This is a genomic window from uncultured Chitinophaga sp. (assembly GCF_902168175.1).
Classification (GTDB): domain Bacteria; phylum Bacteroidota; class Bacteroidia; order Chitinophagales; family Chitinophagaceae; genus Chitinophaga.
In genome coordinates this window covers 1-22,196 of record NZ_CABHOU010000097.1, presented here as the reverse complement: position 1 = coordinate 22,196, position 22,196 = coordinate 1, and the positions used below count along the sequence as shown (strand labels likewise).

The following is a 22,196-nucleotide window of genomic DNA, read 5'->3' as shown; positions in this document are numbered from 1 at the left end:
GCTGGTCTTCGGATCAGTGTCGCAATTACACCCACGCACCCAAAAACATGTCTCACCGTCCGCTCACCGTCCGCTTACCCTCCGCTTCACCATACACTCTCCTTACTCTATCCATACTTTAGGAACGCATCACATCCACCCCTTAAACTGATAATATTGGACAAGATCTACAGCAAGGCTACCGGAAAACTAAGCCTGAAATGGAAAACAAAGCGTAACAGGCTGGCAAACCGAAAACAGGACCAAGCAGCCGTCATGTAAACCCGAATCAGGAGTATTTAATAACCAGTGTAAACCTATTTCAGGACGTGACCTATCCGCAGACTATTTAAACAGCAAGAGATGCAGGCCCGAAGTGGTCACACCCTAAAAAACAGCCAAAACTGATCGCTTCTCACAAAATGCTACCTCCCCGGATGGACAAATCTCCGTTTCTGTTACACAGATTATCCCTATTGTACTTACTATCAATAGAATAGCTGAAATTCGTATCTGTAAAAACAAAAGGTATGCACAGCAAGAAAATAGTTACCGCAGGAACGGACATTAACGAAGCGAAAAAGGCATTGATCATGATTCACGGACGAGGCGGATCGGCAGAAGATATATTATCGATCGCCAATTACCTGAACGTTGATGGATATGCGCTGCTGGCGCCACAGGCGACCAACAATACCTGGTACCCTTACTCGTTTATGGCGCCGCCTGCCCAGAATGAGCCTTTCTTAAGCTCAGCACTGGAAGTACTGACCGATGTGGTGAAGGAAGTGGAAGCTGCGGGCATCATGAAAGAGAACATTTACTTCCTCGGCTTTTCCCAAGGGGCTTGCCTTACGATGGAGTTCGTTACCCGCAACGCGGCGAAGTACGGCGGTGCGGTGGCCTTCACCGGCGGACTGATCGGCGACAAAATTTACCCCGACAACTATAAAGGCGATTTCGGCCAAACCCCGGTATTCATCGGCACCAGTAATCCAGACCCACATGTGCCAGTGGAAAGGGTACACGCCACCGTTAACATTCTTAAAAACATGAATGCCGACGTTACCGATCGGATATACGATAACATGGGCCATACCATTTCGCAGGACGAAATTAATCTCGCAAACCAACTTGTATTCAAATGAACACACAATTATATCCCGTAACAGGCATTTACAGCGATGCGAACGGCGACAGCCACTTTGAGGATGTGACCGTACCGATGAACGAAGCCGGCGAAATCGGCTGGTTGTCGAGTGGCTTACCCGTAAAGTCGATCATCTTCCGCGAAGTAGAACCTTCGTACGACTACGACTTTCACAATGCACCACAACGCCAGTACCTGGTACTGATCGACGGGGAGATTGAAATTGAAACTTCTTTAGGGGAGATAAGACGTTTTAAGGGCGGGGACGTACTGCTGCTGGAAGATACAGAAGGGAAAGGCCACCGCACGAAGAACATCATCCCCATGCGGCGGAAATCTCTGTTTATTACGTTGTGATGAATGTATAGGTGCCCGGTTTAGTTTTGACGCTTTACTATTAACCTTTGAGCTGCTCCCTGCAGGTATAAAAACGCCTGGGCATCATTCCATAACCTGGTTTATGGACGTACGGCTTTTTTCATACACACACTATCCTCCACACCTATGTACTGCCCGTAATTAGGAATTATTTCATACTGATGTTTGCGGTAAAGGCCTACCGCATCGGGCATAAACTTCGCAGTTTCGAGTATACAAAACGAATAGCCCGAGTGTGCAGCCCACAGTTCCAGCTCCTTCAGCACCTGCCCTGCCAGTCCACGACCACGACAGTCTTCGCGAACGTACATCCGCTTTATCTCCGCCATGCCCTCGCAGGCTTTAAAAGCGCCACAGGCAACTGCCCTCTCATCTTCATATGCCACCACTACATTTTTGATCTGGTCAATTTTGTTATAAGAAGAAAAAAAGGCGTCCTGGTCGCCATTCTTCACCGAAAGATAGGCGTCCAGCAGTTGTACCAGGTCCCGAAAGTCCTGGTTCGAAGAGTCCGTGCGTACCAGTTGCAGCATGTTCTTTTTATAGCCAAGTTAGTTGTTCTAAAGATAAAAATGTGGTGTAAAAAAGCCGTTCTGCTGCGGGGGAGGATCGTCACAATTATTTCACCACTACATTCTTCTCCCTCAACACCGTATACACCAAATACCTCACCTCACTCCGTATCCAATCCGACTTCTGCACATCTGTACACCAGAAGTAGATCTTCAGCCCGTATTCTCCTTCTGTAACCGATTCTATTAATACCAGCGGCTCCCGTTTGCGCAGTACCTGTTCGGAGGAAAGAATGGTCGTTTTAAGCAGGGCCGATAATTCATCTTTCTGCATGTCGGTGGCTACTGAAAGGTCAAGTTCTACACGCCTGTTGTTGTTACTGAGTGTCCAGTTGGTGATCTGTTGCGAAAGGATATCACCGTTCGGGATAATTACTTCTGCCCCATCTTCTGTATATATGGTACTGGAACGTAAACCAATTTCTTTCACACGGCCCGCCGTATCGCCTACTTCAATAGCATCACCGATTTGCAGGGGACGATCGAATATGAGGATGATGCCGGAAACGAAGTTGTTTACGATATTCTGAAGGCCCATACCAATACCAACACCTAATGCACCAAGTACGATGGTGATTTTGTCTACAGGCAGTCCGGATGCGGCCACGGCTAATAGGTAACCGCCTGCCAGTACGATCAGGCGGGTGATCACCAGTTTCGAACGCGAACCTTTCACTCCTTCCTCTTCATCATTAACATCCCCGAAAAAGTAACTAATGTAACGTTGCAGCATATGCGCTACCCAAATAATGATGAAGAACAACACCACACTTCCGAGCGAAAATGAAATACTGCCAATGGTACGCTGAGTAGCCAGCAGTTTGGACAGACCATTGTATATTGAATTATAAATACTGAGGTTGGTAGTAAATACGATCAGCCATATAAACACCGCCATCATTAATACCATCTTTCTGAACCCTTCAATTACCTCTTTGGCATCGAACGGGTTACGGATGTCTTTTTCGAGGCGACTGCATGTTACCTGCAACAAAAGCGATTCGGTAAATATGCGGTAACAGGCGGAAAGTGCAATGGCCTGCGTAAAGGTAAATATCGCGGCCGTACTGAATATCTGCGACAGGGTAAGTCTGCCGAACAGGTTACAGGTGACTGCCAGCAGGTTTAATATAATATTGATGATGAGTACCATCTTCACAAACCTTTTTAACGGCACCTGCTCTGTAACCCTGAAATAAAACAACAGCCACAGTCCCACCGATAAAAGGTTGAGTATGATTATCCAGATGCGCTGTCCAAAAGAAGGGACGGCAGCCAGGCCCGAGAATGAGTACAGGATAAACAAGCCCACAACGCCAAGCCAGTAGTAAAAAAGTGTACGTGGCCACTGCTTACGGAAGAGGAAGGTTAGGGCAATGAGCAGCAAAAACTGGATGAAACCTACATAACCTGCCGGTGCATCCAGATCGAACAACGGCGCCATACATAACATGAATGCAAAGGTGCTGGCCAGTGGTTGTTTAATGATATATACAATGCCGTGGTTGTCCAGTTCATCCATTGCGTTCATGCGTTTCATGCGGCGGAGGTTGCGACGCAGCCACCAGAAAAATGCTACGGCGAACAGGATAAGCAGCAGGCGGTTCATACCGGCGTCGGCGAGGTAGTAATCCAGCGCACGTTTCTCGCCCTTGTACGACTTACGCAACTGCTTTTCCAGCGCGGGAGACGAGGTATCCGCATCTATCTCCCATAAATAACCGTACTCTTTACCAAAAGCACGAACGCTAAGGCGGGTCAGTTGCCCGTTCACTTTATTGGTGAGTTCCGAGGCTGTGATGGCGCAGAAAGAGGCATGCAGCTTCAGCTGGTTCACATAAGTAATACTGTTATGCAAAGTACTGTCGGTAAACCTCAGTTTCTTCCGCAGATCTTTAAGCTGTGGACTAAATGTAGCACGTAAGGCAGAATCGCGCATCAGCTGGCGCAGCAGCGTATCTTTACGAAGCGAAAGCATCTCCTTTTTCAACCGTTCCATCCTTACAGAAGCCGTATCAATCTCTCCCTGGTGGCGGTCGAGGTCGGCTGTTATACTGTGCAACAATATCCGGTAAGTTTGCAGGTTGCGGATGTTAAGGGTACTGGCGTACACGTTCAGGCTTTCGCTTACAGTTTTTAAGGCCGTATCGTTTTCATCTATTTCTCTTTTGATGTTGATGATCTCGAAACGCAGTTCACTTGCTGCCTGTACACGGTCTACCAGTTGGTAAACCTCTTCGAGATGGAGCATGTAATCGCCGGTAGATAATTTACCCGAATCGGCGAACAATGACATGGCCGGACCGTTAAACCGGCGTTTGGCAGAATCCTGGGCAACTGCGTACATACATAAGAGCAGTGCAAAAAAAGAGAGAATACTTCTTTTCATAAAGATATGTTGTCAAAAAAAATACTGCTGCACGGTCTTTAACCGCGACTGGAATGCCACAATGAACAGTGAATCAGTTAGAGGGAGGTGTAAGTTCTGCGGCGAAGATAATTATTAATATGGAAAAATATAATAATCTAAAAGATTATCATATCATGATCAATATAAAAAAGGCCGGTACAACAGAACGTTGCGCCGGCCCTCATTTGTCAAACATTTATACTAGCTAGTCGGTGATGCCTAAGTATTTCTGAACAGCACTATAATCCTTCCAGTCGATGGGTGCCTTTCTGGCTGCCGCGCCTCCCGGAATAATAACGTACCGGTATTGTAAGGTTTTACCACCGGTTACCGTAGCGGTGCTGGCGTTGATGTTGGCATACAGTTGTATGCCGCCCAGCACATAAGTAGCGGTAATCGAAATACCTGAATAAGGGTCGAAATATGGGAGCGCTTCTACAGCGAGGTTAGCGGGTGTACCCAGGTTGATGTACGTACGTAACTCCCCGGCGTTCAGTATCTCATTGGTGATTTTAGGAGCCGGGATAGTGGCATACATGCCGAAGGTATCAGCCTGTGGCGTACCGGGATTTTCAATATCATACAGGAACGTAACATCCAGCCAGGTGGAATATATTACGTTAGCGGAACCAGCAGGGCCCGCAGGACCGGCGGGGCCGGCAGGACCAGCGGGACCAGCAGGGCCGGCAGGACCATCTGCACCAGCACTACCTTCTTTTCCACAAGAAGCCAAAAATGCAGTAATGGCCATTAACATAAAGGGGATGTATAAAATCCTGAGTGAAATCCTTTTCATAAAACTCGGTTTAGGTTATTTAAAATGTTAGTGTTTAGTAAAAGCTATTGAACCCAGGTAATCCAGGCTTTTGCATCCCTGGCACTTACCATATCATACGAGGTAGCGCTGGTTTGCACCAGGTAAAAGCCAGCAGTGTCCATGAACTGCAAAGTTGTGCCCACGTAGGGATTGATATCAGCCGGTAAATCGCCGAGGTCGCCTATATAATTAAACCTCACCCTGCCATTGGCAAAAACTGGTGGACTGAACGCGGAGCCGAAGTTGAGCGCCAAACCTCCATTTTCAAGCATTACGTAACCAGCCAGATCATATGTTATGCCCTGATCGGTACCGAAACGCGGGAAAAAAGCCAGGAAATAAAAGTTAGGAATTGATCTGACTTTATACGCATCGTCCACACCATTTACATGAAAACCGTTTAATGAAACCCAGTAACCATCGCTGATTACCATTGTTTGCCACCAGCGTTGCGGGGCGTTAACATCATTACTGATCGGTGCAATGGCTCCGCCAATGCTGGCTGCTGTTGCTCCATTCACATTCAGCTGGAAACTAACCAAACCACTGTTCCAGCTAAGGTTTGCCAGGTAGTTAATCGTGGTGGTCCCGTCCACCAACGGATTGGTAAACTCCACTCCCGTAGAAGTAAAGTAATACGAAGTGGTATGTGTTTTAGTCGTTACGCCATCTATCCAGATAAATGTTACTGTCCTGGCAGTAGGATTAATACGCATTTCGTATTGCTTCGCGCCAATCGTAAGTCTTTTAAAGTAGTTCTGTATATAGGCGCCCGTAGCCTGGAACAGTACAGACGAACGCCAGGTACCGCCGGTCCAGGCCTGGTAATCGGCCTGCGTAGAGCGTTTTAAAGTCATTTTTGTACCATGCTGCCTGCCGGTAAGTTTAATACTATCAGCAGCCAGCGTATCCAGCGAAAATTCAAAGTCTGTGGCCAGGCCTATTCCATTATCACCGCCATTTACACTGCCATCCGGATCGGCCAGTATGTGCAGGTAGGTGTACGTATCAAACAGCAGTGCAGGTTGTTGCAGCGCTTTGAGGCGGTAACTGCTTTCCTTTTCTACAGAAGCCGTACCGGTATCGATGTCCGCAAACGTTTTTACGCGGGCGGCGTCATTAAAGCTGAAGTGAAAATTGTAGATAGCGCCAGATTCCGTGGTGAGTTCTGCATTCCAGCCATACTGGGCGCCCTGCAGGGCAGTCTGGTAAGCGGCCAGTTTTTCCTGCATACGTTCGTTGGGCGTTTTGTCAAACACATCGTTACTCTCCTTATTACAGGCAGCGAGTGTTACAAGAGCCATCATCGTATATAATAGAATTCGTTTCATCCTTTCCAATTTTAACGGTTACTTGATCAGGGCTTCTACAGAAGCCCTGGTGCGCGCCTGTAAACTGTAGAAGTCGATGTTCCACACGGTTTTAAAATAACTTACCACGATAGCTTCCTTTGCCCTAAGCTTTGCCCTGGCCTGATCGGGCGTAGTGCCTGCCGGGCCATTTTGGGTAATACCGGCCAGCATGGCGTTAAACCCTCCCCTGCCTTCTACCAGCATCATAGATATCATTTCCACAAAATCCTCATCGGCAGCACTCATTGCATAAGCGGTGATAAAGCCGTCCGAATTAGCCTGCGCATCGCTTACGTTATTCCAGTTGGAGGTGTACATACCTACAGATATACGTTTAAAGTCGGGCGTATACAATATGTTCTGGTGCAGGATATGCCCAAACTCGTGCTGTATGGTGTGAAACATTTCTTTTACGTTAAACGAATCGCTGGGCATATATCCCGGCATTCCTTTTACACGGAAGTAGTTAAGCACATATAATACGATGCGGCGTCCGCCTTCGGCTGTTCCCAATGTAATAGTACCATCGGTATTAAAACTGGGGCTGCCCACCATCACAAAATACTTGGGGATGTAGCGCTTCATAAAGTTCACACCCGCTTCGGCCACATAGTTATCGATCCAAACACTACGGATAGTACTCAGCACCGGTATGATCTTAGACTCATCGGGCGGCACCAGGTTTTTACCGAAATCCAGTTCGCCCTGGTCCCATTTATACTTAACGGCTACGTTGTAATTCTTAGTGAGACTGTCTTTGATCCATACATCAAGCGGACCTTCGGGCCAGGTGTCCCTGCCCAGGCCCGGGATGTCTGCATCGGCATCGGTAAGCGCATCTTCTTTACAGGCGGCAAGCACGCTGCAGAAAAGGAAGCAAAGTATAACGAGATGTTTCATATTCATGCGTAATAACTTTATAAAGGATTAACGGGGATTTTGTTCAACACCTGAAATGGTGGCCGATTGTGGTATCTGGAACAGGCGGCGTTTATCGTCCGACTCCAGTATTTCCACATTACCTTCGAAGGTGGTGTGTGTAACCGGTATACGGTACCGGAGTATATCAAACCAGCGGTTACCTTCCTGCACCCACTCTGCCCGTTTAAAATCAAGTATGCAACTGATTAATGCCAACTGCAGGTTATTGGTCTGGTAAAAATTCCGCAGCCGCTGCGCGGTAATCACATGCGTTGTCGCATTATAATTATTGATACGGGTAGAGGCATATACATTCAAATCTGCAATAGCCGCATCTGTTTTATTGAGATAAGTATTGGCCTCCGCGCGGTTGAACAACACTTCTTCTGTAGTAAACAGCGGCACCACCACAAACCCATTACCAATGGTAGCATTTACCGAAGTGCGGATGAAATGTTCATTTATCTTCGGGATCATGTAGTTATTAGTGCCGGAGGTATAAATATGGTTGGTGAAAGACCAGACCCCACCAGTAACGTTGCTCGCAAAAATATCATCCCTTATATTATTGGTCATCGCATACCTCACATTAAAGTAATAACGGCCCCAGTACGACGCTGTTTGTACCAGCAGCAGGTTAGCAGGTTCAGTAGCTTTTGCGTACGTTGCCCATAACTCGTTATAGGTATAAGTAAGATAAGTACTGTTCCAGGGTCTTAACACATTGGCAATGTTTCCGGTAGAAAACACCATGCTGGCATAACTGGCCGCCTGATCCCATTTTTGCAAAAAGAGGTATAAGCGGGAAGCAAAAGCATAAGCAGCATTTTTTGAAAAGTGATAACGCGGTACAGCATATGCATTATCGTTGATCAGCGGAATACCAGTCAGCACATCCTTTTCGATCATTTCATATACATACGCTACGGTTTTACGTTCGTATTGTTTTATGACTACCTTTTCCGGAACTGTTACATAAGGTATACCCGGATCAGTAGCTGCGGTGGAAGGGTCGTAAGTTTCACAGAAGGTATTTACGAGCATAAAGTGCGCATAAGCCCTGGCCAGCAAAGCCTCTCCTTTCTGCGCAGTATAGGCTTCCGGATTAGCCGCCTTTTCACAGGCCTCCAGTGCCTGGTTGGCCACGGCTATTGCTGCATAGCAGGCGTTCCAATAAAATTCAGGTGTATCTTCCTGGTCGTCGCGCACCACATTATATAAATAGGCGTCCACGTTAAAATTTTCCACCAGAAACCCCGGACCTTTATCAAACGCGTTATCGCTAGCCGATTCGTAAAATGCCATATAGTTAGCCTGCGGATAGGCTGTACCCAGCAATTGCGATACCTGCTCCGGTGTGTTAAGCGAGGCCCGGTTATCTGGCTGCTGCTCCAGGAACTTTTTACAACTACCTGCCACAAGAGCAAGGCCGGTCAATATATATATCGATAATTTCTTCATAGTCAAACAGATTAAATACCAACTTTCAGCGAGAGTGTATATTGTTTCTGGATAGGCAGTGCCACGCCACCCGCGTTAAAAAATTCAGGGTCCTGGCCGTACAACCGCTTATCCGAGTAAATAAGCCATGGATTGGTAGTGGCTGCGGTGATACTGGCGCTGTTCATCTTTATCCGGTTCAGGAATTTAGGCGGCACCCGGTAGCTCAGCGATACTGTTTTCAGCCTGATGAAATCACCCTTCACCACTCTTTCTGTAGAATAGTTATAGTTGTTATAAGGATAAATACCACCCAGCCTCGACTGTTCCATAGCACCCAATAAAGAAGGTACATTTGTAAACGCCTGATCACCCGGTATTCTCCAGCGATTATTGAACTCTCTGGGTAGCGCATCCAGGTCGGAATAGCTGGTTTTAAATGCCGGGTATAATCTTATTTTATTTCCCCACTGGTAGGTCAGGAAGAAATTCACGGAGAAGTCTTTATAGTTAAAGGTGTTGGAGAACCCGCCCGTAATAGTTGGGTCTATCTGTCCTTCGTGTTTCAGGTAACTGATGTTCTGGTCCTGCAGATACACACCACCGGCAGTTTTACCTGTTTCGTCCGTAAACAGCGGCATGCCATTTACGAGGTCCAGCCCCTGGTATTGAATCGAGAACAGGCTGCGTACCGGATACCCCTTCAGGTTACCACCTTCCGGCACTACCAGGTCAAATATCCTGGGACGGTTGGAGGCCCTTGTAATTTCGCTTTGATTATAACCGAAGGTGAAGTTGGTGCGCCATCCCCAGTCCTTCTTTTTAATGATATTTCCGCCAATGAGTACTTCCGCACCCCATGAATCCATATCTGCATAGTTGGCTGCTTTTTCGGACTCTCCACCTATGCCGGAAGTGCGGATAATGCTGATAAGATCGAAGCTTTTACGCTGATAAACATCCAGGCTCATATTCACCCGCTGGCCGAAGAACCCTGCATCCAGTCCGACGTTAGCCGTATAAGACTTTTCCCAGGTAAGTTCCGAGTTCTCCAGGTTGGCAAGCTGGATAACCGACTCCGATTCGGTCAGGAAAGGCCGGGCGCTGTTGATATTCCGCAATACGATGGTCGAGTTCGTAGCAGGCCCAAGGCTCGCCGTTAAACCATACGAGGCGCGGAGTGTGAGATAGTCGGTCCAGGAAACATTCTCCATAAACTTTTCCCTGTCAACGTTCCACGACCCTGCCACGCTCCAGGTAGGCAGCCAGCGTGCCGTGCGTGAGCTACCCAGTCGGTTAGACCCATCGTAACGCACCGTACCGGTAAAGTTGTATTTCTGATCGAACGAATAACCGGCAGAACCATAGAAGGCCACAAAACGATCGTAGTCCTTACTCATACCATAATACGGGAAATTGCTCTCGATAGTTTGCTTTACGATGCGATAATCTATAAAAGGCACCCCACCATTATCGTACTGGTAGCCAAACCCTGTGTTATTAAAGTTTTGGCGGTCGGCAGATTTTACCTGCATACCTGCCAGCAGGTTTAAGGAGTGCAGCTCGTTGATCGTTTTTGTATAATTCAGGCTGTTCCTGAAATCGTAGTTAACCAGCTGATCTTCTACCCGGTTGTAAAAGCCTCCGTAGGGCAGTACTACCTCTGGTTCCGCTTCAGGGTTTTCCGGATCGCGGTAAAGGAATTTATTATTGGCCCTGATGGTGGAGTTGCCCGCGGCACGATAAGCGTTGGCCATGTTAGCATCTTCAGTAATCTGGTGTTCGCGGGAGGACTTCACATAACGCAACGCGCCCACAAACTCATAACGGAGGTCGTTGGTGATTTTGTAGCTAAGATCGCCCTGCAGGCGGAGGTCTATTACATTAATGTCCAGGTAATTATTCTCCAGCTCCGAGAGGATGTTAAACGGGGCGAAGTTGCGGGTAAAGAACTCGCGGCTGCCATCGTCGTTAAAAGCGCTCAAGGTGCGGCTACTGTTAAGGGCAAAGCTGAAGGGATTGATATCGAAATCACGGTCAAACTGTCCTTCTACCGGGTTAGCCTGCCGGCCCAGTGAGCCCGCTGCCCGCTGCTGCCTTACAGAAGCCAGGGTAGAGAATCCCACTTTTAAACGGTCAGAAAACGTATAGTTATTACGGAAGTTAAGCGTGTAGCGGCTCACCCTGTCTGAAACCGCCCAGCCATTATCTCCATAATAAGAGGTGGAGAAGTACGACTGTGATTTGTCGGTACCAAAGGAAATGGCCAGGGAATGCTCCTGGAGGAAGTTATTATTGAACAGCAGGTCGAACCAGTCGGTATTGATCTTTGCATACCGTTTCAGGTAAGCCAGTTCCGCTTCGGGTGTGTTTTCGTATAGGAAATTACCGTTCGCGTCCAGTTGCGTAACGCCGTTCCAGTATTTACCGTACACGCCGTAATTACCGCCATCCAGAATGCCCATTCTCAGTACCCCTTTATCTTCCAGCTCGGAGTATACACCCATCTGTTCCGCAGAATTCATAATGTTATACTCGCGGTAATTGGGTTTTAGCTGCGTGCTGAAGTTACCGGTATACGTAACCAGGGGTTTACCCACCCGGCCCTTTTTAGTAGTGATTACCACTACACCGTTCATCGCTCTGGCACCGTAAAGGGCGGTGGCCGCAGCATCTTTAAGGATGGCAAAGCTTTCGATATCGTTGGCATTAAGGCCAGCCACTGCAGAACCTAACAAAGTAGTAGGGTCGCCGCTGGACAACTGATCGTTGGAAATGTTGACGATATCTTCCAGCACCACGTTATCGACTACCCACAATGGTTTGTTATCACCATTAATAGAGGTAGCGCCGCGTACGCGCAGTTTCGGAGCAGCGCCAAACGAGCCCGATACGTTTTGTACCGATACGCCGGCAGCGCGGCCTTCAAGCATACGGCTTACATCTACCACACCGTCCATTTTTACATCGTCGGCCTTAAGGGTAACGGCCGCCCCGGAAAACTTACGTTTGTCCAGGTCCTGGAAACCGGTTACCACCACCTCAGACAGTACGCCTTCCAGTTTGGTCAGCCTGACTGTAATGGCACTGCCGCGGAACACCGTGACGAAAGATTTTTTGCCGATGTAAGAGAAACGGAGGCTGTCGCCGCTATTGGCATTAATTACAAAGTCGCCGTTAACGGTGGTCAGAACGCCCCGGTGATTTACCAGGTTCTCGACCGTAACGCCGGGGAGTGGAATGTTTTCTTCTGCGTCCAAAACCTTACCGCGGGCCTGTGGCAGCCGGGAGGAATCCTGGAAGGCGATAGTTCCCGTTGCAGCATGCATTTCAGTAGGGATAGCGGCCAGTGCAGGCAAAAAAAATAAGACCAACGGGAACTTTTTAAGCCATCCCCGAATAGAATAGGAGTGTACCATTAAATACATGGGCATACATGGTTTTGGATATTACGATCTATGGTTGATATTGTCAGCGCTCAATTTCATTCTTCGTCCGGGGCCTCTGCGGCTTTGAGTTTCACAACAACAAATAAACAGGTAGGATGGTTACAGCCTAGCTGAACATAAGTTACGTAATAATAATCAATGTTTAGCTTTTTTTTAACAATTGTAAAATCCCCCATATGTATCAGGAATGAGTATGAAACTGAATCATTTAGAAACGTAAAAAATAATGTATCGGATGGGCGTGTACGTTAGATAGTTTGCCGTACTCTGCCAAAGGCAAAAACCACTGATGTTATTTTAGCAAAGTACCCTGGAGTTACCTGAGAGTGTGGAGAGAGTTAGGAGAGAGTGACAATAGACTGTAGAGAAGAAGGTTAATTTCCTATCAATTTGAAGGCCGGGCGGCGAAAGCACCGGGATATGGTTCCATCTGTTTGTTCAAGGAAGGTTGGCGCCAGGCGATTTTCAGGCAGTAACTTATCGCGGTCTGCCGGCCGCGGATGTCCAAATGTGCAGCAACAGGACATCCGCCACGACAAAATCTAAAGCCGGCTTTCACCGGCAGTCAATATTAAATGTATCATATTGCCTATATCTGTTAATAACAGCACTACTGCGGTTTCCGGACGGATACTTCATCAGGCCAGCCTGTTCAGCACCAGCATTGCCTGCGGCGATTTACTAAAAAAAGCATCGTAGAAGCCCACTGCATCACCCACATGTATTTCTCCTATATCGTTACTCACACCTTTAATAATAGCCTCCGCCACTTCCGCCGCACTGATCTTTACCGCGGGAATATCTTTAGCAAAATCGGTATCTACCAGTGATGGCATTACCTCAAATACCTTGATGGCCGATACCAGGGCCAGGGAATGACGAAGCGCCTGGCTGTACGCATGCAGGGCTGCCTTACTGGCCGAATAAGTGGGTAGCGATAACGCAGGACTAAAACCTGTGATAGACGATACATTGATGATCGCGGCTTCCGACTGTTCTCTCAATACAGGCAGCAGGTGAGATATCATATTAATCGCAGAAAGATAGTTGGTCGTTATTTCCTGGCGGGCAAGGTCGTAGGCGGAGGTGTGGTCGTCTAACTGATGAAGAAAGGCCAGTCCCGCATTGTTCATCAATACCTGGATACCGCCGAAGTCATTCTTCACATATTCCGCCAGTTTCGCTACATCGGCAGTATTGGTCACATCGCACACCTGGTACGACAAAGCATCGTCGAGGCCGGCCGCCTGAGTTAACTTCTCGGAGTTGCGCCCAGTGATCAGTACACGGCAGCCCAATTTTACAAAACGCAACGCCGTTTCCAGTCCAATACCCGAGCCGCCGCCCGTAATCAGTACATTTTTCCCTTCAAGGTTCATAATCAAAGTTTAAGCTGACAAACTGGATGAGCAGGGAAACCGCCCTCGGGCGGACTTCCCTGCTCCCCAAATGTCTTATCTATTTTACACCTTTTGCTGCGGCCTCTATTACTTTAATAATTTCTGCTGGTTTGGAGATAAATGCACAATGGCTTCCCTTTACTTCAGTAACAGTAGCACCTGCGCGTTTAGCCATAAACCTTTGTCCGTCGGGCGGAATTGTTTTGTCTTCGGTAGACACCGCGTACCATGACTTCTTATTCTTCCAGGCAGCATCTTTAATCGAAGTACCAAACACGCTGGCCGATACAGGCACCTGCGAAGCAGCCATAAAAGAAGCCAGCTCTTTCGGCAGATCGGCGCAGAAGCCAGCATGAAACTTGGCCGGATCATACCATACAAAACCTGCGGCATCCGGAGGAAGAATACCTGATTCCGTGGCGGGCGGACCAGCCTGCAATAGCTGCAATAATGTTTCACCATCCGCAGGTACAAATGCAGCTACGTATACCAGGCCCGCTACTTTTTCGTGGTTGCCTGCTTCCGTAATAATAGCGCCGCCATAAGAGTGCCCAACCAATATAGCCGGGCCGTCCTGCCTGTCGAGTACCCGTTTGGTAGCCGCTACATCATCCGCAAAACCCGTATTAGGATTGCCTACTACGCTTACATTATAACCTTTTTTCGACAACGCGTTATAAACGCCCTGCCAGCCCGAGCCATCGGCAAAAGCGCCATGTACCAGTACTATATTTTTGATGCCCGTTTGCCCCTGTGCAACGGTGAAAGAAAAACAGAGCAGCATTAACAGGGCTAACGCTTTCCCGGGGTGTAGCATTACGAATACATTTTTCATTTTTAAATTTTATTTATGTGATGAGGAGAGATGAGGTTTGATGTTGTAAAGCTACCGCAGACCCGCACCGTGGACAATGGATAATAGCAGGCATTAGTTGGATATCTTATTGCGGCTTTTATTACATCGATATAGTGAAATGCGTAAACAACGGCAGTAAACATTCAACCATCCCTGTAACCTACCGGTTATCAGTTACTTGCAGGCGCAGTTTATCTCATCAACGTCAAAAAAAATACTGTTTGTACACTACCCGGCTTAACGCACTTGATATGAATAGCAACACCTTTTACCTATTTTCCTAAGACCAAAATCACTTCAACCCTAATTTTCATTACATGCAAAAAACACAATTGGCATTACGAAAGCTCATGCTTACCGCATTACTGTTGGCGGCAGGCACTTATTGTATTGGGCAAACTTATTCAAAAACAATTACCGTATCCGGCGACTCGTACGTAAACAGTAATACGGCGGACAGCGGCAGGTACACTAACTACGGCACTTCCACGCAATTACGTTTCCGTTATTCACAAAGCAGCAGCTCGTCGGTATACAATCTCATTACCTACCTGAGATTTAACCTGAACGACCTTAACCTGCCGTATAATGCGCTGGTCGATTCTGTATCACTTGGTGCATCTGTTTATTATTCCCAATCGGGCAGCGGCCACGTTTGGCATGCGTTGCGTGTTACAGACACTACCTGGACAGAAACAGGCATTAACTGGAACAACAAACCCGCGCTGGGCAGCGACACATTAGGCACCGTGCCCAAACCAGCGGGCACCATTTCCGAAGCCGCTCCGTATCGCGCCACCTGGCGTGGCATACTGCCAGCCTATAGCGCAGCAAAGGCCCTGGGCAACAAGTTTTCGCTCGCTATTTACACGAGGCTTAACAGCAGCGCCAATACATCGGCCTACAGCCGGGAGCATGGTGTAGACAGTCTGCGGCCAAAGCTCACCGTGTACTATCACCTAGACAGTGTAGTAACGCCAACCTTACCACAGGCCGAAAGCCGCAAACACAATCTCAACCTCATCTACTTCCTGCCCACCGATGTAGATACCGTTGTGAATTACCGCCAGCGACTGAATGGCATTATGCTCGCTGCACAAAACTTTTATCGTAAGTGGATGAACCACTGGGGGTATACCGGCGAAACATTCGGATTGAACAAAGAGTCCAACGGCATGGTAAAACTCACCATCATCAATGGCCTGTACGATAAAACACACTATCCTTATGAGGGAGGCGGCTCGCTCATTATCCCTGAGATCAATGCGTACTACGCAGCGCATCCCGAAGAAAAAACCAGTTCTCATTACCTGGTCCTTTTGCCCGAAATGGGTTACAATCCATTTTATGGTTTAGGCAGGTATTGTTTTGCATTGGACAATCCAAATATCGACACCAACTACGTTGGCAGCTCCAATTACATTGGCGGACTGGTACACGAATTGGGGCATGGATTAAACCTGCCGCACGATAAAGAAAAAGTTTCCGAAAAGGCCAATCCTGCGATGGGCACTGCGCTGATGGGATCAGGTAATACCACTTACATGGAAACACCTACTTTTCTAACAGCCGTAGAATGTGCCACCCTTCATGTATCCGAAACCTTCCGTTCGGAAGATACCATTGCAGATTTGTATGGCGGCGGCACCTCCACATTTACATCCTTCCACTCCTCATATAGTGGCGGCAATATTATCTTAAGCGGGCGTTACACCGCCACGAAGAACGTAAGCTCGATACTGGCTTATAATGATAATAATGATGACGGCGCTAACTACGACCAGGTGGGCTGGGTAACCAATCTTGTTGGTTCCGACAGCTTCTTCGTAAGTATGCCTGTGGCCGAACTCTGGAAAAAGTACGGCACATATACCTTACGCATGCGTTTCCTGTTCACCAACGGATCGTCGCGCGATATTACCTATCCGTATAGTTTCGTCAATAACCTGCCGGTCATCGACATCGACTTCCAGCCCATGAGCAGGCCTGCAGGTATAACGCCGGTTGCAGATACTTATATCCGTAACGGCAGTTATGTTACCACCAATTATGGCAACGACTCATCGATGACGGTGAAGCCCGATCCGGCCAGCGGTTTTACACGCGAAATGTTCCTGAAGTTCCGTTTATCGGACTATGGAGGAACATTGGCAAATGTTAACTCCGTTAAACTCGCGGTAAAAGTAACCGGTGTTAACTCCGGTGCGGGCGGTACAAAACTATATGCACGCTGGCTAAATAAAACCAACTGGGATAACAGCAGCCATCCTCTTACCTGGAACAGTTACATTGCCGACAGCAGTCATGTAGACTCGCTGTACTCCAATTATTATTACGGCGGCGGCTGGATGATATGGGACCTGAGCCGCGACACTTTATTAAGCAGTATCCAGCGTGGTGATACGGCTATAACCATTCACATTTCCGGCGTTTACAGCGGCTCCGGTGCAGGCACCTCCGACCTGTCATTTGCAAGCAGTGAGGCCAGTGCAGGCAACAGGCCATCACTTATGCTTACAGAAGGCAGTAGCCTGCTTTCCGGGCCATTGGCAGTAGTAAGAAAAGCACCGCTGGCAGCCACCATCTACCCTAACCCCAGCAGCTCCGTAGTGTATGTACGCTCAGGTATTGCGGGTAAAGCCATATTGTACAATTCGTCCGGCACACCTGTATTGCAGGTAATGCTCGATAAAAACGGGAACAATGAAGTCGATGTAAAACACCTGCCTGCGGGTATTTACTACCTCAAAATGGAGAAAGGAGGCGGAACAGCGCTCACTATTTCCGTGGTGAAGTAAGCAGTTTATTAGTAAAACCGGGAGCGGCTTCCAGCAATGGGGCCGCTCCTTTCTGTTATGGCAGAGTTTATTGGTTCAGGCATGATTTTATGGCCGTATCAGGAAACATCATACACCATGGACAGCATCAACAAACAACAACCGGAGGAAAACCACGAAGACCTGCAGGGCAGTGAAGCGGTTAAAAAGCTAAAGATACTGGTAGATAAAGCCCAGAGCTGCTTTTTCTGTACACGCATTATTGGTGGCGAGCAGTTTTCTACCCGCCCGATGTCGGTACAAAAAGTAGATGACAAGGGCGATCTTTTATTCCTCAGCGCCGCAGATAGTTATAAGAACAAACACATTCAGGCCGACCCTAACGTACAGTTACTGTTCCAGGGTAGCCCCCACTCCGATTTTATGACGCTGTACGGACATGCTTCGATCAGCCGGGATAAGGCGCAGATAAAAGAGTTATGGAACCCGATACTTAAAACCTGGTTCACGGAAGGAGAAAATGATCCGCGTATTACAGTTATCAGGGTGAGTCCACGCGACGGCTATTATTGGGACACTAAACACGGGCAAATAGTGGCTTTCGCGAAAACGCTGATTGGTGCTGCCATCGGCAAGACGCTCGACGATTCCATTGAAGGTAAGTTAAAGGTGTAACCCGCAAATTTAAATCAGATAGTTACGAGGGATGTACTGATGTGCATCCCTTCCTCTTTTGGCAGCGGCCAGCTTGCATACCCCGAAATTTCTGCTTAATATTAGATACATTAAAAACACCACGAGATGATTGACGAAGTAGTAACCCGATACCCCGCCGCCTACCGCACTATTGATGAAGCCACTAAACAATCGGGATTTACGATGGCCTCTGATGTAACGACTTGTTCATTGTTACGCACACTGGCGGGTTTGAAGCCCGGTGGTAAATTCCTTGAACTGGGTACAGGAACCGGCCTCTCTGCTGCGTGGATATTAGATGGCATGGATGCTTCGTCTACCCTGATATCCGTAGACAACGACCCTACTTTCCTGACTATCGCCCAACAACATTTAACAGATATGCGCCTGGAACTGGTACAGGCAGACGGAGGCGAATGGATTACCGCACACCGTGATTTGCAATTTGACTATATATTTGCAGATACCTGGCATGGAAAATACCTGATGCTCGACGAAGCTTTGTCGATGTTGGCGCCCGGCGGTTTGTATATCATTGACGACATGCTACCGCAAACTAACTGGCCCGATGGCCATGAGGAAAAGGCATTAAAGTTGATAAAAGATCTCGAAAGCAGGGATGATATCAATATTACCAAACAATGCTGGGCTACAGGAATAATCATCGCCAGTAAAAAAACTAAATAATGAAAATAGCTACTTATAATGTGAATGGCGTGAATGGCCGCCTGCCCGTACTACTTCGCTGGCTGGAAGAATCGGCTCCCGACATTGCCTGCCTCCAGGAACTAAAGGCCCCCCAGGAAAAATTTCCGGAGCAGGCCATACGGGATGCAGGTTATAACGCTATATGGCATGGCCAGAAAAGCTGGAACGGGGTAGCTATACTTGCGAAGAACAGGGAAATACAGGAAGTAGGCCGCGGCCTGCCCGGCGATCCTGAAGATGTACACAGCCGCTATATAGAAGCCATCATCGATGGTATTCATGTTGGCTGTTTGTACCTGCCTAACGGCAATCCCGCCCCCGGCCCTAAATTCGATTATAAGCTGGGCTGGTTCGAGCGGTTTACTACACACGCCGCCGGACTGATAGCTTCCAAAAAGCCCGTAGTGCTACTGGGGGACTACAATGTAATCCCCACAGGCAAAGACGTATACAAACCAGAGCGCTGGACGGAGGATGCATTATTCCGCCCCGAAACCCGTGCCGCCTTTGAAAAGCTAATGGCCCAAGGCTGGACAGACGCCATCCGCAAACTATACCCCGAAGAAACGATTTACACATTCTGGGACTATTTCAGGAATGCTTACGAACGCAACGCAGGTTTACGCATTGATCACTTTTTACTGAATGCAGAAATGGATAAACGTTTGCTGGCCGCCGGGGTAGACAGGCATGTGAGGGGTTGGGAGAAGTCGAGCGATCATGGGCCGGTTTGGATTGAGGTGGCGGAGTAAGGCCCAAATAACCCCAGGTCTTTCATTATAATTCTTACAAGAACAGGCATCACCGTCGTTTGACTACGGTGATGCCTGTTCTGTTTTTAGCTAGCACATAAAATTTGGTAAGTAAATGAACATTTACTTACTTTGTGCCATCAAACCATCTATATGCGACCCAAAAGCTTAGAAAAAGAGGAAGCTATCCGTAGCGTAGCCTTGCAAATTATTGCGGCGGAAGGCCTGGAGAACCTGAGCATGCAGAAGCTGGCGAAGGCAGCGAACATATCGCCCCGCACCATTTACCTGAAGTATGAGAACAAAGAAGACTTCCTGGTAAAACTGTTTATTGACGAAGTGTTAGGTGCTTACGAAGCCGCTGTGTTACTGAATTTTTCCGAGGATATGGAATTTGCGGAAGGTGTGAAGCTGATCTGGAAGAATACATTCCAGTACTTCAAAAACAACCAGCATGCGTTTTCACTGATGCAGTATGGTAAATCATCGCCCCTACTGAATAATGCTTACCGGGAAAAAAATATACAGGAAGGGCAGTACTTTTCGCCGATCCGGCTTTTTCTGAAAAGCCATGTAAGGGCAGGCCTTATTCCTAAACTCCCAAACCAGGCGCTGCGTGCCATGCTGTTCGCACCCTTATTTGACTTAGTGAATGAATACTTTGAACACACCGATCGTCCCAAACAGGTGATTACTGCGAAAGTACTCACGGAGTGTTGCGAGGCGGTGATTAAAGGAATGATTAAATAATAAAACAGGTATCAATGAAACCCATCCACGAAAAAAAAATAGCCATAGTAGGCGGAGGCCCCGGCGGATTAACGCTGGCACGCCTGTTACAAATGAAAGGCGCTGAGGTAAAGGTATACGAGCGCGATATAAACAAAGACGTACGTGTACAGGGCGCTACGCTTGACCTTCATGAAGATTCGGGTTTAAAAGCCTTGCAGGAAGCGGGCCTTATGGACGCATTTAAAGCGAACTATCGTCCGGGTGCAGATAAAACGCGCGTAGTAGATAAACACGGCGCTATATTACTGGATGAAGAAGTAGAAGCCGGTGAACTGTTTCGCCCGGAGATAGATCGTGGCCCCCTACGTAAAATATTGCTGGAATCACTCGCAGAAGGCACGGTAGTATGGGATAGTCACTTCAAACAACTGGTACAGGAGGACGACCGCTGGAAACTCGAATTCCATAGTGGCAGTGCAGCCTTGGCTGATATCGTGATTGCGGCGGATGGTGCCAATTCCAAACTACGCCCTTACATTACCCCTATTAAGCCCTTTTTTGCAGGCATGACCATTGTTGAAGGGGCCGTTTACGATTCCGCCAACAATGCACCAGCCATACATACACTGCTGGCTGGTGGTAAAATTTTTGCTTTGGGAGATGCGAAATCACTGATCGTAAGTTCTAAAGGTGACGGTAGCCTGGTATTTTATACAGGGTGTAAAACAACTGAAAACTGGGTAAAAGAAAGCGGCATCAACTTCTCCGACCGCGAGCAGGTGCGTAACTGGTTTAAGCAGGAGTTTGCAGGCTGGAGCAACATTTGGCAAGAGCTGTTCGACAAAGCTGAACCCAATTTTATACCCAGACCGCAATATTGTATGCCCACCGACCAACACTGGCCGTCCCTACCCAACCTCACCCTGCTGGGCGATGCCGCTCACCTGATGCCTCCGTATGCCGGGGAAGGGGTAAATATGGCGATGCTGGACGCGCTGGAGTTAGCCAAAGCCCTTACCGGCAATAATTTCCACGATGCCGCCGCTGCCATAGCCGTCTACGAGCTGCAAATGTTGTCACGGGCATCCGCAACCGCCCAAATGACACTGATTCAAACAGAATCGATGCACTGCAACGAAGGCCTGGAAAACCTGCTGGCGATGTTCAGTGGCGTGCGGCCACAGGAATAGCGATTTAGCATCGGTATTTAAAGATGATGTTTTACATTTGCCAGCTCAAACCTGTATCAAATAATAAAAGATGATAGAGAAAATAACAGCGGCCAAAATACTGGAAGAAGGGACATTACTCGTGTTTGCGCTCGACTCCGAAGCGGCAGGTGAGTTTGATGAATACAACTCTGTTGTAGTAGGCATTGGCAAAGTGAGTGCGGCCTATCATCTCACTAAAAAGATTTATGAGAAGAGACCCCGGTTGATCGTTAATATTGGCTCTGCAGGCAGTACCAAATTTAACCGCGGCGATGTAGTGTGCTGTACAAAGTTCATCCAGCGCGATATGGATGTTACGGGACTTGGTTATCAGAAGTACGAAACACCACTTTCGGGCCAGGAGCCTGTTTTATCGTATGGCATTCAACTGCCGGGCTTACCAGAAGGCATCTGCGGTACAGGCGACAGTTTCGAAATGGGCCATAGTACGGTAGAATACGATGTGCTTGACATGGAAGCGTATCCGCTGGCGCTCATCGCCAAGAAAGAGAACATTCCTTTCCTGTGCCTTAAATATATTTCGGACGGGGCCGACGATAATGCGGCCGACGACTGGATGGTGCAGGTACACAATG

General features: G+C 47.9%; 18 protein-coding genes. 9 read left to right on the top strand and 9 right to left on the bottom strand.

Annotated features, from left to right (window positions below; genetic code table 11):
• Nucleotides 1-509 precede the first annotated feature (509 nt).
• Both QZT80_RS23545 and QZT80_RS23540 read left to right on the top strand, forming a co-directional pair.
• Nucleotides 510-1,127, top strand: coding sequence for a dienelactone hydrolase family protein (locus QZT80_RS23545; RefSeq protein ID WP_295128183.1), 618 nt, complete (start codon nucleotides 510-512; stop codon nucleotides 1,125-1,127).
• Entirely contained in the window at nucleotides 1,124-1,486 is a 363-nt protein-coding gene (locus QZT80_RS23540) for a hypothetical protein (protein ID WP_295128180.1), read from the top strand. The genes QZT80_RS23545 and QZT80_RS23540 overlap by 4 nt, the downstream gene beginning before the upstream one ends.
• Nucleotides 1,487-1,587: 101 nt before the next feature.
• Here QZT80_RS23540 and QZT80_RS23535 read toward each other — a convergent pair whose 3' ends face one another.
• From QZT80_RS23535 to QZT80_RS23495, 9 genes are all read right to left on the bottom strand, one after another.
• The gene (locus QZT80_RS23535) at nucleotides 1,588-2,040 is read right to left on the bottom strand and encodes a GNAT family N-acetyltransferase (protein ID WP_295128177.1); all 453 of its coding nucleotides are present in this window, start codon (nucleotides 2,038-2,040) and stop codon (nucleotides 1,588-1,590) included.
• Nucleotides 2,041-2,125: 85 nt separating this feature from the next.
• A complete protein-coding gene (locus QZT80_RS23530; protein ID WP_295128174.1) occupies nucleotides 2,126-4,468 on the bottom strand; it encodes a mechanosensitive ion channel domain-containing protein in 2,343 nt (780 codons plus the stop codon).
• Nucleotides 4,469-4,694: 226 nt separating this feature from the next.
• Nucleotides 4,695-5,285, bottom strand: a complete 591-nt coding sequence (locus QZT80_RS23525; protein WP_295128172.1) for a hypothetical protein — start codon at nucleotides 5,283-5,285, stop codon at nucleotides 4,695-4,697.
• Between the two features lie 44 nt (nucleotides 5,286-5,329).
• Nucleotides 5,330-6,637 (bottom strand): DUF4302 domain-containing protein, encoded by a 1,308-nt coding sequence (locus tag QZT80_RS23520; protein ID WP_295128169.1) that lies wholly within the window; start codon nucleotides 6,635-6,637, stop codon nucleotides 5,330-5,332.
• A gap of 18 nt (nucleotides 6,638-6,655) precedes the next feature.
• Nucleotides 6,656-7,564: a putative zinc-binding metallopeptidase gene (locus QZT80_RS23515; protein ID WP_295128166.1), complete on the bottom strand. Its 909-nt coding sequence runs from the start codon at nucleotides 7,562-7,564 to the stop codon at nucleotides 6,656-6,658.
• 21 nt (nucleotides 7,565-7,585) lie between these two features.
• Nucleotides 7,586-9,040: a RagB/SusD family nutrient uptake outer membrane protein gene (locus tag QZT80_RS23510; protein ID WP_295128163.1), complete on the bottom strand. Its 1,455-nt coding sequence runs from the start codon at nucleotides 9,038-9,040 to the stop codon at nucleotides 7,586-7,588.
• An 11-nt stretch (nucleotides 9,041-9,051) separates the two neighbouring features.
• Nucleotides 9,052-12,393, bottom strand: a complete 3,342-nt coding sequence (locus QZT80_RS23505; protein WP_367112889.1) for a SusC/RagA family TonB-linked outer membrane protein — start codon at nucleotides 12,391-12,393, stop codon at nucleotides 9,052-9,054.
• A 713-nt stretch (nucleotides 12,394-13,106) separates the two neighbouring features.
• Nucleotides 13,107-13,847, bottom strand: coding sequence for an SDR family oxidoreductase (locus QZT80_RS23500; RefSeq protein WP_295128159.1), 741 nt, complete (start codon nucleotides 13,845-13,847; stop codon nucleotides 13,107-13,109).
• Between the two features lie 79 nt (nucleotides 13,848-13,926).
• Nucleotides 13,927-14,703, bottom strand: coding sequence for an alpha/beta hydrolase (locus QZT80_RS23495; protein WP_295128157.1), 777 nt, complete (start codon nucleotides 14,701-14,703; stop codon nucleotides 13,927-13,929).
• Nucleotides 14,704-15,041: 338 nt separating this feature from the next.
• On the opposite strand from QZT80_RS23495, the gene QZT80_RS23490 reads away from it, so the two are divergent.
• The 7 genes from QZT80_RS23490 to QZT80_RS23460 form a co-directional block, all read left to right on the top strand.
• Complete coding sequence (locus tag QZT80_RS23490) at nucleotides 15,042-17,522, top strand: DNRLRE domain-containing protein (protein ID WP_295128154.1); 2,481 nt, start codon at nucleotides 15,042-15,044, stop codon at nucleotides 17,520-17,522.
• A gap of 117 nt (nucleotides 17,523-17,639) precedes the next feature.
• Nucleotides 17,640-18,176, top strand: coding sequence for a pyridoxamine 5'-phosphate oxidase family protein (locus QZT80_RS23485; RefSeq protein ID WP_295128152.1), 537 nt, complete (start codon nucleotides 17,640-17,642; stop codon nucleotides 18,174-18,176).
• A 126-nt stretch (nucleotides 18,177-18,302) separates the two neighbouring features.
• Nucleotides 18,303-18,884, top strand: a complete 582-nt coding sequence (locus QZT80_RS23480; RefSeq protein WP_295128149.1) for an O-methyltransferase — start codon at nucleotides 18,303-18,305, stop codon at nucleotides 18,882-18,884.
• Nucleotides 18,884-19,657: an exodeoxyribonuclease III gene (gene xth, locus QZT80_RS23475; RefSeq protein WP_295128146.1), complete on the top strand. Its 774-nt coding sequence runs from the start codon at nucleotides 18,884-18,886 to the stop codon at nucleotides 19,655-19,657. The genes QZT80_RS23480 and xth overlap by 1 nt, the downstream gene beginning before the upstream one ends.
• A gap of 153 nt (nucleotides 19,658-19,810) precedes the next feature.
• Complete coding sequence (locus QZT80_RS23470; protein ID WP_295128144.1) at nucleotides 19,811-20,407, top strand: TetR/AcrR family transcriptional regulator; 597 nt, start codon at nucleotides 19,811-19,813, stop codon at nucleotides 20,405-20,407.
• Between the two features lie 14 nt (nucleotides 20,408-20,421).
• Nucleotides 20,422-21,579: an NAD(P)/FAD-dependent oxidoreductase gene (locus tag QZT80_RS23465; RefSeq protein ID WP_295128141.1), complete on the top strand. Its 1,158-nt coding sequence runs from the start codon at nucleotides 20,422-20,424 to the stop codon at nucleotides 21,577-21,579.
• A 70-nt stretch (nucleotides 21,580-21,649) separates the two neighbouring features.
• Nucleotides 21,650-22,196 (top strand): hypothetical protein (locus tag QZT80_RS23460; RefSeq protein ID WP_295128138.1); only part of this gene is annotated, 547 nt, incomplete at its 3' end.